Origin of the sequence: Rugamonas sp. (assembly GCF_025354735.1) — a bacterium.
Lineage (GTDB): Bacteria > Pseudomonadota > Gammaproteobacteria > Burkholderiales > Burkholderiaceae_D > Rugamonas.
On the sequence record NZ_JANXMI010000183.1, the window covers coordinates 1 to 12220 of the forward strand.

Here is a 12220-nt window from a genome sequence, read left to right on the forward strand (position 1 = left end):
GGCGTGGCCTGGGCAGTCAACGTGAGCGTAGTGACGCGCTGCGGTTTCGTACTCGACGTGGGCGGTGTTGATGGTGATGCCGCGCGCTTTTTCTTCCGGTGCCGCATCGATCTGGTCGTATGCTTTGGCTTCGCCGCCGAACTTCTTCGACAGCACAGTTGCGATCGCAGCCGTCAGGGTGGTCTTGCCGTGGTCGACGTGACCAATGGTGCCGACGTTGACGTGCGGCTTAGTACGTTCGAATTTACCTTTTGCCATTTTAGACTCCTAACGATTTTGTTGAGATTGCCCGGACTTGCGCCCGACTGCCTGAATTACTGTTTTGATTTGCTGCTGATATTGCTGCCGATACTGCGTACCGCGAATTCTGGTGCCCTTTACGTGGATTGAACACGTGGCCTCTCCCTTACCAAGGGAGTGCTCTACCACTGAGCTAAAAGGGCTGATTTTGCGCTGCTGATGCGTTGCACCTTGCATCGCAGCTCAACTGGAGCGGGTGAAGGGAATCGAACCCTCGTCGTAAGCTTGGAAGGCTTCTGCTCTACCATTGAGCTACACCCGCGAGGTTGCATTCATCTTCACTACTATTACCAGCTGCTCTGCAACTTGGTGGAGGGGGCTGGATTCGAACCAGCGTACTCGAAAGAACAGATTTACAGTCTGTCGCCTTTAACCACTCGGCCACCCCTCCGCGAGGAACCGCAGAGTATGAAGCAACTACCTGGACCTGTCAAGCCCCGCTGCGACTTTTATCGCTGCGGGAAGAACCGTCCGCTTCGGGGCGAGATTGTAACTGCACCTCGATCAAAAGTGCAAGTGTTGTTTTTAGGTTGCAAATTGCGTTGTCATATTTCCTATACAATCTCAGCTGGCACCATCCCCTATTCCTTTACCCGGAGCGCCCATCGTGAATCGCCGCAGCAGCGCCTGGCAAGGATGGTCCCGCTGGCAGCCGCTGTGGCAGGGCCTGGCGCGCCGCACCTGGCTGCTCAACCTGGCGCTGTGGGCCGCTTACACGCTGCTGGGACGCGCCGGCCTGCTGCTGGCGCTGCCGCCCGGCTATGCCTCGCCGCTGTTCGCCCCGGCCGGCCTGGCGCTGGCCGCCTGCACGGCCGGCGGCCGCCGCATGCTGCCGGGCATCGCGCTCGGCTCGCTCAGCGTCAACCTGGTCTATCCCTGGCTCAACACCGGCACCATCGGCGCGGCCGCGCTGCTCGGCGCGCTGGCCTCCGCGCTCGGCGCCGCCCTGCAGGCAGCGGCCGGCAGCGCCCTGTTCCGCCGCTACATCGACGCCAGCATCGGCTCCGGCCGCGACGTCGTGCGCTTCCTGCTGCTGGCGCCGGCCATCGCCCTCATCAGCAGCAGCGCCTCGCTGGGCGGCATGGCCATGGTCGGCGTGCTGCCGTGGCGCGAACTGCCGCTCGAATGGCTGGCCTGGTGGATGGGCGACACCAGCGGCATCCTGCTGGCGGCGCCGCTGCTGTGGATCGTCATCGGCCAGCCGCGCGCGCTGTGGTGGCGCCGCCGCACCCTGCTCGGCGTGCCGCTGCTGCTGTCGACGGCGGCCTTCGTGCTGATCTACCTGCAGGCCGACCGCTGGGAAGTGTCGCAGCAGCTGCAAACCTTCCGCCTCAAGGCGCAGCAGACCGGCGACGTGCTGCAAGCCCAGTTCAGCGAACACGAACGTTTCATCTACGCCATGTCGAAGGCGCTCAACGACGCCGGCGGCCGCCTCACGGCCGAGGATTTCGGCAACCTGGCGCGCGGCTATCTGGACCAGCGCCCCGAGCTGCTGTCGCTGGCCTGGCTGAAACCGGTGTCGGACGCCGAGCGGCCCGCGTTCGAGCAGTGGGGCCGGCTCACCATCGCCCCCGGCTTCGAGATCCGCGAAGCGGCGCCCGGCGCGGCCACGCCGGTGACGGCGCTGCGGCGCGCCGGGCGCCGGGCGCAGTACTTCGTCTCCACCTTCGTCGAGCCGGCCCGCAGCCCCACCTACCAGAGCTTCGACTACCTGTCCGACGCGCCGCGCCGCGCCACGCTGCAATACGCGCTGCAATCGGGCCAGCCGACGGCCAGTCCGCCGCTGCGGCTGCTGCGCGACAGCCGCGCCAGCGGCATCGTGCTGCTGCAGGCGACCTACGGCGCCCGCGAGCACGCGCGCGACGTCACCGGCGCGCTGCTGATCGCGCTGAGCATCGACGCCTATCTGGACCAGGCGCTCAAGCAGATCGACTTCCCCGACTTCCTGGTGCGGCTTGAAGACAGCGACGCCAGCGGCGCCACCGCCGTGCTGCGCGACGGCCTGCGGCGGCCGGCGGCGGGCGGCGACTTCCACCGCCAGCTGCATTTCGGCGGCCGCATCTACCAGCTGACGCTGGCGCCCACGCCGCTGTATGTGCTGCAACACCACGGCTGGCAAAGCTGGACCGTGTTCAGCGGCGGCCTGCTGCTGACGGCGCTGCTCGGCGCGCTGATGATGCTCATCAGCGGCGAGCGGGCCCGCATCCAGGGCCAGGTCAAGGACAGCACGGCGCGCCTGCGCGAACGCGAAGCGCGGCTGCAAGCCATCCTCGACAAGGCGGCCGACGCCATCCTCACCATCGCCACCGACGGCACGCTGCTGTCGGCCAACGCCGCCGCCGGCCGCCTGTTCGGCCTGGCGCCGGAGGCGATGACGGGCTTGCCGCTGTCGCGGTTGCTGCCGCGGGCGGCGCACGACGGCGCCGCCGCCCTGCTGCGCGGCATCGCCGCCGGCGCCAGCCACGAACACCACCTCGATGGTCGGCGCGGCGGCGCGGACGGCGGCCAGGACCGCCATCAAGACGGCGACGGCGGTGGCAACGATGACGGCGGCGGCGATGACGATGGCGGCGATGACGATGGCGGCGATGACGGCGGCGGTGGTGACGGCGGTGGCGACGGCGACGGCGGCGCCCGGCCCGGCCGCTTCCCGCTGGCGATCTCGGTCAGCGAGGTCGATTTGCCGGACGAGCACCTGTTCGTCGCCATCCTGCACGACCTGACCGAACAGCAGCGGGCCCAGGAGCGCATCCACAAGCTGGCCCACCACGACCCGCTGACCGGCCTCGACAACCGCCTGTCCCTGAACCTGCGGCTCGACCTGCTGCTGGCCCAGACCCGCCGCAACGGCGGCGCGGCGGCCGTGCTGTTCATCGACCTCGACCACTTCAAGAAAATCAACGACTCGCACGGCCACCAGACCGGCGACCTGCTGCTGCAAGCGGTGGCCGGGCGCCTGCAAGAGCTGCTGCGCGAAGTCGACACCATCGCCCGCCTCGGCGGCGACGAATTCATCGTCGTCACCTCCGGCACCATCACGCCCGACGAGGCCGGCGGCATCGCCGTGCGCATCGTCGACGCGCTGGGCGCGCCCTACCACCTGCCGGGCCAGACGGTGCACAGCGGCGCCAGCGTCGGCGTCGCCATGTTCCCCGGCGACGGCGACGACGGCAGCACCCTGCTGCGCCACGCCGACACCGCCATGTACGCCGCCAAGAGCCAGGGCCGCGGCAATTTCCAGTTCTTTTCCGGCGCGATGAACGCCGCCACGCACGAACGGCTGCTGCTGGAAAACCGGCTGTGGCTGGCGTTGGAGCAGCACGAGTTCGAGCTCTACCTGCAACCACAGATCCGCCTGTCCGACCTCAGCGTCATCGGCGCCGAAGCGCTGCTGCGCTGGCACCATCCCGAGCTGGGCATGGTGGCGCCGGACCGCTTCATCCCCATCGCCGAAGAGTCGGGGCTGATCCTGCCGCTGGGCGACTGGGTGCTGCAACGGGCGTTTTCGCTGCTGGTCGGCTGGCGCGAACAGGGCCTGGGCCATTTGCGGCTGGCCGTCAACTTATCGGCCCGCCAGTGCCACGGCGCCGGCCTGCTGCCGCTGCTCGACCGCCTGCTGGCGGCCACCGGCGTCGACGCCGCGCTGCTGGAGCTGGAAATCACCGAATCGGCCGCGATGCAAGACCCCAAGCGCAGCCGCGTGCTGCTGCGCGAACTGCGCACGCGCGGCATCAAGGTGGCGATCGACGATTTCGGCACCGGCTACTCGTCGCTCAGCTACCTGAAACTGTTCGAGCTCGACCGCATCAAGATCGACCGCGGCTTCGTCAAGGATATCGAGACCGATCCGAACGACGCCGTCATCGTCGCGGCGACCATCGCGCTGGCGCACTCGCTGGGACTGGGCGTGGTGGCCGAGGGCGTCGAAACCCAGGCCCAGTGCGACTTTCTGCGCGCCAAGCACTGCGAAGAAGCGCAGGGCTACCTGTTCGCGCGGCCGATGCCGGCCCACGCCTTCGAGGCGATGCTGCGGGTGGAGGCGGGTTGAAGGCGGCAGGGCCGCGCCAGCGCCGCGCTAGCCCGGCGTCAACGCCACCAGCACCTGGCCCTTGAGCGCGCGGATCAGCGAGGTCTCGTCCGGCGGCACGCCTTCCGGCGCCGGCTGCACGCGGTCGGCGTAGAACAGGCCCAGCTGCACGCCCTGCACCACCAGCGGCAGCACGATGAAGCTGCGCGCATCGGGCAGCAGTTCGCGGTGCCACCGCGGCAGCAAGTCGCGGATCTTGGGCGCGCTGGCGTCGGCGATCATCAGGTCGGCGTCGTTCTCCATCGCCAGGTGGAACAAATCGTTCTGCGGCAGCAGCGGAAAGGCGAACCCCACCTGCCGCACCGCGTGCTTTTCGCCGAACGCGATGCGGGCCCGGTACTGGCCGCTGCGCACATCCTTCAGGCACACGGTGGCGAAGCGGAAGCCCATGCTGCGGTACAGCGTTTCGAGCACCGTCTGGATCACTTCGTTGACCTTGCTGCGGCCGGCCGCGCGCATCTGCGTGACTTCCTGCACGCCGGCCAGCAACAGGTCGCGCGCGTGGAAGGGCTTGCCGCTCGGGTGGGCGCCGTCGGGCTCGCCGATGCCGGCGTCCATGGTCGCCAGCAGCAGCACATCGGGCAAGCCCTCGGCGCTCTCCTCGGCCACCTCCTGCTGCGGCCCCAGGTGCATGCTGTCGAGCAGGCACGCCATGTCGCCGCTGACGGTGTCGAACAGTTGCGCGATCTTGTCGGTGTCGAGGTTGAGCGCGACGCCGTAGCGCTGCTGCAGCGCCTGGCCTTCCACGCTGTCGAAGGGATGCAGCTTGCGCGCCATGATGCGCGCGGCGTCGATGCTGAACGACACCACCTGCCGCATCCACTCCTGGCGGTTCAGCGCCGGCTTTTGCCGTCCCGGCGCCAGCGCGCTGAGCGAGCGCACGATGACGTCCGGGATTTTCCACTCGTGCAGGATGGCGGCCGACAGCGTGTCGTAGGTGCTGCCCAAGATCATCTGCGACGCCTGGGCCTGGGTGTGCTGGCCGGTCGCCATCAGGGTGGCGATTTCGCGGAAGCGCTCGTGCTCCTGCGAGGCGATCACCAGCGGTCCGATATTCTTGAACAGGGCGCCGATCGACGCTTCCTCGGCGCCCTGGTAGGCGCTCATGCGCGCCAGTTCGCGGCCCACCAGGCTGGCGCACAGGGCCGCCTCCAGCTCCACCCGCACGCTCTGCGCGTGCTTGCTGTTCGATAGCGTGTCGACCAGCAGCATGGCCAGCGCGGTCGTCTTGACGTTGTCGAAGCCGAGCAGGGAGATCGCGCGCGAGATCGTCGTCACCGCGCTCGACGAGGCGGTGCGGTAAGTCGGGGTGTTCGCCAGGCGCAGGATCTTCTGCGTCAGCGCCACGTCCGCCAGCACGTAGTAGGCCAGGCTTTGCGTGCCCTGGTCTTCGGAATCGGCCAGCTGCACCACGCGCGCCACCGACACGCCGAGCGCGAACAGGCCCTCGTCGCCGCACAGTTTTTTCAGCAGCGGCCCGCGCACCGGGCGCGGCTCAGCGGGCAGCGGGGATGGCGGGGACGGCGGCAACGGCTCCATGATGCTCCATATTTAGGCGGATCTTTTCATTATGGACCATTGTAGCGTCAACTGGCATCGACCCAACAGCGCGAAAACCGGGTCGGACCGCGGTTTCCAGAGATTCATGCGGAACCGTGGTCCGATCCCCGGTCTTGCCCCGCCCGCCGCCAACGTCAATTCTGGCATCCGGCCCCGGCTCGCGGCACTAGACCGCCGCCGCCCGGGGCGCCTCGGCGCGGCGGCCGGCGCGGATATGGTATTTCTTGAGGATTTGCTGGTGCAGCGTCGATAGCGCGTTCAGCTTGGGATAGGCGGCGTCGAGGCGGCGCACGCCGGCGATCAGCGCCAGCGCGTGCTGGCCCAGGCGTTCGTCCCAACCGGTGTTTTCCAGGCACTTGAGCACCGCGACGGCGGCGTTGAAGACCACTTGCGGATTGTCCGGCAGCTTGCCGACGGCGTCCAGCATCAGCTCGACCGCGCCGCGGAAGTCGCCCTGCTTGGCCAGCGCCGCGCCGGCCGCCACCATTTCGACCACCTCTTGCCGGCTCTCGCGCTCGAGCCGCTGCGCCAGCTCGCCGTGGCCCGACTGCTGCAACATCGCCACCGCCTTGTCCATGGCCGCGCCGTCGCCGGCGTTGCGCATCACGGAACGCATCACGTCGGCGGCCTGCTCATCGCGGCCGTTGAGCAGGCAGCCGCGCGCCAGTTCGATCTTCAGGTGGTTGGACAAGCCCTGCGCCTGCGCCGCGCCGGCCAGCGCGTTGTCGAGAGCCACGCCGAGGCGCTCGTCGTTGCCGGTGTACTCGTGCAGCATGGCGGCCGCGATGGCGCAGCAGACGGCGCCGTTGCGGTGCGCGGACATGGTCTTGTCGAGGTCGCGGATCACGGCCGCCGCCTGCACCGGATCGCCCTTCAGCACCAGCGTCTGCACCAGCCGGGCGTGGTCTTCCGGGTCGCGGAATTCGGAGTAGCGCGCGCGGCTGACGACTTGCTTGAACGCGCGCTCGGCGCACTCGACGTCGCCGTTCTCGAACGCCACCTCACCGAGCCGCCGCAGCCGCCGCACCGCGTGCGGCGACAGCCCGACCGCGTCGCCCAGCACGGCCTGCGCCTGCGCCAGCTGGCCGGCCGCGACGTGGGTCTTGGCCAGCCAGTCGTAGGCGTCGACGAAGCGGCGCTGCTGGCCCAGCAGTTCCTCCAGCATGGCCTGGGCCTCGCCGTAGCGCGCGCGCAGGTACAGGGTCTTGGCCTGGCCCAGCCGGGCCCAGCCGATATTCTTGGTGGCGTACAGTTCCTGGTAGATCGGCTCGGCCAGCTCCGGCTCGCCCAGCGCCACGTGCATCTCGGCGCGCAGGCGCTGGAAGTCGACCGCATAGCGCGGGTGCCGGGCGGCGCCGGCGACGGCGGCGGCGATGGCTTCGCGCTGGCTGCCCATCTCGACCAGCTGGTGCAGCGGCAGCATGGCGGCACGCTTGTCGAGCGCGCGGGCGATGCGTTCGAGGATGCTGTCGGCGGCGAAGGGCTTGAGGATGTAGTCGGCCGGCGCCAGCTCGGCCGCGCTGACGACCTTGTCGAACTGGCCTTCGCCGGTGACCATGAAGAAGATGGCCGACGGCGGGATCAGGCGGTGGTGGCGCAGGTCTTCCAGCATTTGCTGGCCGTCCTGGCCGCCGTCGAGGTCGTACTCGCACAGGATCAGGTCGTACTGCTTGAGCGTGAGCTGGCGGATCGCCTGGCTGGAATTGGGCGCGTCGTCGATGCGGCCCAGGCCGCACAGATTGAGCATATTGTGCAGGCTGGCGCGCATGCCCTGGTGGGGCTCGATAATGAGCGCCGCGAGGCCCTTCATTTGATTCATGTGAGTTGTGATGCCTATCGGTCTGCGCAAGGATGTGGCGCAATGACGACCGCACGGCCGCAAACGACGCGGCGACCGGCTGCCCGTGTCCGCAGTATATTACGGCGGGCCGGCCGGCGAATGACTTTCGGTGGCTTTGTGTGAGAATTGGGAGACAGGGTGGAGCGGACGGTGGAGGCGGACGGCGGCAGCGGCGGAATGGCAGAGGGCTGGCCACGGACGCCAACTTCGGGGTCAGACCCCGCCGGCGCCGGCGCCGACTGCGGCCACTGAACTGTGGCGGGGTCTGACCCCGGATTGCCATGTCGCGGCCCTGGCGCCGCCAGCCCGCGTCCCGCTCCCCCCGCACTTACGCCGGGGTGTGGCCGATGCTCGGATCGCGCTCGATCAGGTCGAGCAGCGCCGCCACCACTTCGGGATCGAACTGCTTGCCGCCGCGCTCCGTGATATAGCTCATCACTTCGGTGTGCGGCCACGGTTCCTTGTACGGCCGCTCGTGCAGCAGCGAGTCGAACACGTCGACCACGGCGACGATGCGGGCCGAGACCGGGATCGCGGCGCCGACCAGGCCGTTGGGATAGCCGGCGCCGTCGTAGTGCTCATGGTGGCCGCCGGCGATTTCGGCGCCATAGGTCAGGTAGCTGACGCCGTCGACCATGTTGGCGGCCCGCTCCAGTATCGTGCGGCCGACGGCGGCGTGGGACTGCATCTGCACCCGCTCCTCCGGCGTGTGCGCCCCCGGCTTGAGCAGGATGTGGTCGGGCGTGGACACCTTGCCGACGTCGTGCAAAATCGAGGCCAGGCCTATCATGTCGAGCAGCTGCGGCGTCAGCTCGTCGTCATAGACGCCGCGCCCCTTCATGCGCGCCGCCAGCGCCGACGACAGCTGCTGCACCCGCCGCACGTGGCCGCCGGTGCCGCTGTCGCGGAACTCGGCCAGGTCGGCCAGCGCCACCACGGTCGCCTCCTGCGCCTTGCGCAGCTGGCCGAACATGTACAGATTGTCGAAGGCGGCCGCGATGCGCTGGCAAAACACCTCCAGCAGGTCGCGCTGGATCTGGGCCAGCGGCCACGGCGGCGTCACCGAAATGGCCACCTCGCGGTTTTCCTGGGTGTGGATGAACAGCACGTTGGCCGGATGCTCGAACTGGCTTTTCTTTTCGGCGAAGGCCTTGGCGATGGTCGGCCACAGCGGGTGGCCGACCGGCATCAGCTCGGCCTCGTTGAGCGTCGAATAGCCGCCCGTGGCGGCCACCACGGTGGTCACGCCGGTGTCGCCCTGCATCAGGCACAGCACGCCGTCGGCGCCGACGTCGAGGATGGCGCTGACCTGGTTGAGCACGCCGGACGCGAATTCGCGCAGCGAGTGGATCTGGTACAGATTGGTGGCGCCGGCGAGGATCTTGCCGAGGCCGATGCGGCTGCGCTCGAGCATGTTCAAACTCTCGTAGGCGCGCAGCGCCGAGATCACCGTGGTGAACAGCTTTTGCGTGGTCAGCTCGGTCTTGGCCTTGTAGTCGTTGATGTCGTATTCGATGATGACGCGCTGCTCCGGCGCCTGGCCCGGCTGGCCGGTGCGCAGCACCACGCGCACTATGGCGTTGTGCAACTCCTCGCGGATGCGGCGCGCCAGGATCAGGCCGGCGTCGTCGGTTTCCATGACCACGTCCAGCAGCACCAGCGCGATGTCGGGCGTGTCGCGCAGGATGTCGTAGGCTTCGCGCCCGCTGTGGGCCGAAAACAGCTCCAGCTCGCGGCCCTTGAAGCTGACGTTGCGCAGCGCCAGCCGGGTGACGGCGTGGACGTCGACGTCGTCGTCGACGATGAGCACGCGCCACAAGCGCTGGTCGGGCGATTTCAGGCCGCCGGGGGCCGGCTCCTCCTCGTCTTCGTCGATCAACCAGTTCTCGTCAGCGGCATTGGAATCGGTCATACATTCTCCTGAAGGGCACAACGTGGGCGGCGTTTAGGCAGGGACCTGCAGGGACCTGGGCGACGATCACGGACCTAGCATAATCAGATTAGCCGGACGTGACAACCCCTTTGACGCGACTGTCGGCGCCGCGGTCACAGGCGGCGCCGGCGCCTGTGACAATTTGCGGCAAGCGCCCCGCCCGCGCTCGTAATCCGCGCCAGACTCTGATACTCTAGCCCGACCGTGCCCGGCCACCACCGCCGGCATGCGCCCCTCGGGCGGCGCCCTCTTTTAAAAAGGACCACACCATGCAAGCGAATGCGAGCAACGGCGGCAGCGAACACGCCTCCGGCAAGGAAATCGCCGGCCACGAATACCTGGCCTTCACGCTCGGCTCCGAGGAATACGGCATCGACATCCTCAAGGTGCAGGAAATCCGCGGCTACGAGGCGGTCACCCGCATCGCCAACGCGCCCGAATTCATCAAGGGCGTCATCAACCTGCGCGGCATCATCATCCCGGTGGTGGACATGCGCATCAAGTTCAACCTGGGCACGCCGGTGTACGACCAGTTCACGGTGGTCATCATCCTCAACATCGGCGGGCGCATCGTCGGCATGGTGGTCGACTCGGTGTCGGACGTGACCACGCTCACGCCCGAGCAGGTCAAGCCGGCGCCGGAGATGGGCAGCGCCGTCAACACCGACTTCCTGATCGGCCTGGGCACCATCGACGAGCGCATGCTGATCCTGGTCGACATCGACCGCATGATGTCGAGCGCCGAAATGGGGCTGATGGAAACCATCGCCAGCTGAGCCGCGCGTGCGGCGCCTGCGCCGCCGCGCCCGTCCCCCGCCACACCGCACCACACCACCCCGCACCAATGGAATCGCCATGAACCTGAGTCAATTCAAAATCAAGACCCGCTTGCGCGCCGGCTTCGGCCTGGTGCTGCTGCTGATGCTCATCATGATCGCCACCGCCATCGGCCGCTTCGCCTCGATCGGCGCGGCCAACCGCGCCGTGGTCCAGACCGACCTGCCGAGCACCGCCGCCGCCGTCACCATCGACGCCGCCGCCCGCGAGGACGCGCGCCGCACGCTGGCGCTGTTCATCGTCACCGACAAGGCCTTGCGGGCCAAGAGCTACGAGCGCATCGACCAGGACAAGAAGGCCATCGACGCCGCGCTGGCCACGCTGGGCCGGCTCAATGAAACGGCCGACGAAAAAGCGCTGCTGGCCAGGCTGCAGGCCGCGCGCGCCGTCTACACGACGTCGTTCCTGAAAGTGGCCGACCTGGTCGAGGGCGACGACAAGGACGGCGCCGCCGCGCTGATGAACAGCGAGACCTTTCCCGCGCTCGACGCCCTGCTCGACCTGACCACCGCCATGGTGACCATGCACCGCGACGCGATCGAGGAAGGCGGCCGGCACGCCACCGCCGACATCGACTTTTCGCGCACCATGATGATCGCCATGGGCGTGGCCGCGCTGCTGCTGTCGGCGGCCCTGGCCTACACCATCACGCAGTCGATCACGGCGCCGCTGACGCATGCCGTCGCCATCGCCAAGTCGGTGGCCGACGGCGACCTGACGACCGACATCGCCGTCGAGTCGAACGATGAAACGGGCGAGCTGCTGCTGGCGCTCAAGCACATGAACGCCAGCCTGTCGCGCACCGTCGGCGCGGTGCGCCACAGCACCGGCACCATCGCCACCGCGTCCGGCCAGATCGCGGCCGGCAACCTGGACCTGTCGGGCCGCACCGAATCGCAAGCCAGTTCGCTGGAACAAACCGCCTCGTCGATGGAGCAGCTGACGTCGACCGTCAAGCAAAACGCCGACAACGCGCGCCAGGCCAACCAGCTGGTGATTTCGGCGTCGTCGGTGGCGGTGCGCGGCGGCGCGGTGGTGGCGCAGGTGGTCGACACCATGGCCTCGATCAAGGCATCGTCGCGCAAGATCGTCGACATCATCGGCGTCATCGACGGCATCGCCTTCCAGACCAATATCCTGGCGCTGAACGCGGCGGTGGAGGCGGCGCGCGCCGGCGAACAGGGGCGCGGCTTCGCGGTGGTGGCCTCGGAGGTGCGCAACCTGGCGCAGCGCTCGGCCACGGCGGCCAAGGAAATCAAGGGCTTGATCGGCGACTCGGTGGACAAGGTCGACGGCGGCAGCGCCCTGGTCGACGAGGCCGGACAGACCATGGACTTGATCGTCACCTCGGTCAAGCAGGTGGCCGACATCATGGCCGAAATCACCTCGGCCAGCCAGGAGCAGAGCCTGGGCATCGAGCAGGTCAACGAGGCCATCGCGCAGATGGATGAGATGACGCAGCAAAACGCGGCCCTGGTCGAACAGGCGGCGGCGGCGGCGCAGTCCATGCTCGACGAGGCGGGCATGCTGACGCAGTCGGTCAGCATCTTCAAATTGATCGACCAGCCGGCGCCGCCGCGCAGCCCGGTGCCGGTTCCGGCGCCGCGCGCCGTGGCGCCGAAGGCGGCGCCCGCGCTGGCGCCGCGCAAGCTGGCCGCGGCCG

General features: G+C 68.4%; 7 protein-coding genes and 3 tRNA genes. 3 read left to right on the forward strand and 7 right to left on the reverse strand.

Annotated features, from left to right (window positions below; all coding sequences use genetic code 11):
- The 4 genes from Q0S71_RS14710 to Q0S71_RS14725 all read right to left on the reverse strand — a co-directional run.
- Positions 1-258 (reverse strand): GTP-binding protein (locus Q0S71_RS14710; protein WP_295996845.1); only part of this gene is annotated, 258 nt, incomplete at its 3' end.
- A gap of 110 nt (positions 259-368) precedes the next feature.
- Positions 369-443, reverse strand: a tRNA-Thr gene (locus tag Q0S71_RS14715).
- A 45-nt stretch (positions 444-488) separates the two neighbouring features.
- A tRNA-Gly gene (locus Q0S71_RS14720) sits at positions 489-562 on the reverse strand.
- 45 nt (positions 563-607) lie between these two features.
- Positions 608-691, reverse strand: a tRNA-Tyr gene (locus tag Q0S71_RS14725).
- A gap of 216 nt (positions 692-907) precedes the next feature.
- On the opposite strand from Q0S71_RS14725, the gene Q0S71_RS14730 reads away from it, so the two are divergent.
- Complete coding sequence (locus Q0S71_RS14730) at positions 908-4348, forward strand: EAL domain-containing protein (RefSeq protein WP_295997036.1); 3441 nt, start codon at positions 908-910, stop codon at positions 4346-4348.
- A gap of 27 nt (positions 4349-4375) precedes the next feature.
- Here the strand turns inward: Q0S71_RS14730 and Q0S71_RS14735 are convergent, their stop codons facing one another.
- The 3 genes from Q0S71_RS14735 to Q0S71_RS14745 all read right to left on the reverse strand — a co-directional run bounded on the left by Q0S71_RS14735 (position 4376) and on the right by Q0S71_RS14745 (position 9699).
- Positions 4376-5926 (reverse strand): HDOD domain-containing protein, encoded by a 1551-nt coding sequence (locus Q0S71_RS14735; RefSeq protein ID WP_295997039.1) that lies wholly within the window; start codon positions 5924-5926, stop codon positions 4376-4378.
- A 187-nt stretch (positions 5927-6113) separates the two neighbouring features.
- Positions 6114-7766, reverse strand: a complete 1653-nt coding sequence (locus tag Q0S71_RS14740) for a tetratricopeptide repeat-containing response regulator (protein ID WP_295997041.1) — start codon at positions 7764-7766, stop codon at positions 6114-6116.
- A 349-nt stretch (positions 7767-8115) separates the two neighbouring features.
- The gene (locus tag Q0S71_RS14745) at positions 8116-9699 is read right to left on the reverse strand and encodes a DUF3369 domain-containing protein (protein ID WP_295997044.1); all 1584 of its coding nucleotides are present in this window, start codon (positions 9697-9699) and stop codon (positions 8116-8118) included.
- Between the two features lie 290 nt (positions 9700-9989).
- On the opposite strand from Q0S71_RS14745, the gene Q0S71_RS14750 reads away from it, so the two are divergent.
- Positions 9990-10496 (forward strand): chemotaxis protein CheW, encoded by a 507-nt coding sequence (locus Q0S71_RS14750; RefSeq protein ID WP_295997047.1) that lies wholly within the window; start codon positions 9990-9992, stop codon positions 10494-10496.
- A 79-nt stretch (positions 10497-10575) separates the two neighbouring features.
- Positions 10576-12220 (forward strand): methyl-accepting chemotaxis protein (locus tag Q0S71_RS14755; RefSeq protein ID WP_295997051.1); only part of this gene is annotated, 1645 nt, incomplete at its 3' end.